We start from the raw sequence: 399 nt of genomic DNA, 5'->3' as shown, positions 1-399 counted from the left end.
GCGCAGCGCGACGGCGGCGCCGGCGAGCCCGAGGACGGCCATGGCAGCGGCGGGCACGACGGTGGTCAGGGGGCTGACCAGGAAGGGCAGCGCGGTGCCGGCGAGGGCGCCGAGGGTGAGGACGGCGACCATGCCGGTGGCGATGCCGGCGCCCAGCACGACCGCGGCCTGCCCGAGGGCGTCCTTGACCAGAGAGGCGGTGGTGGCGCCCAGGGCCTTCAGGACGGCGACGTCGCGTGCGCGCTGCATGGTCCAGACGGTGAAGAAGGCGCCGACCACGAGCGCGGAGATGCCGAACAGCATCGCGACCATCAGACCCAGTGAGCCGACCTCGGAGCGGAACGTCTCCAGGGAGGTCAGGGCGGCCAGCGGGGTCTTGGCGGCGGTGCCGGTGGTCTC

Annotated in this window: 1 protein-coding gene; it reads right to left on the bottom strand. The window is 74.4% G+C overall.

Features of this window, described 5'->3' with window-relative positions:
• Positions 1–399 (bottom strand): FtsX-like permease family protein (locus tag Q0848_RS18925; protein ID WP_299040388.1); only part of this gene is annotated, 399 nt, incomplete at both ends.

It is taken from the genome of uncultured Pseudokineococcus sp., assembly GCF_947495735.1.
Taxonomy (GTDB): domain Bacteria; phylum Actinomycetota; class Actinomycetes; order Actinomycetales; family Quadrisphaeraceae; genus Pseudokineococcus.
This window is presented reverse-complemented; position numbering and strand designations above follow the sequence as displayed.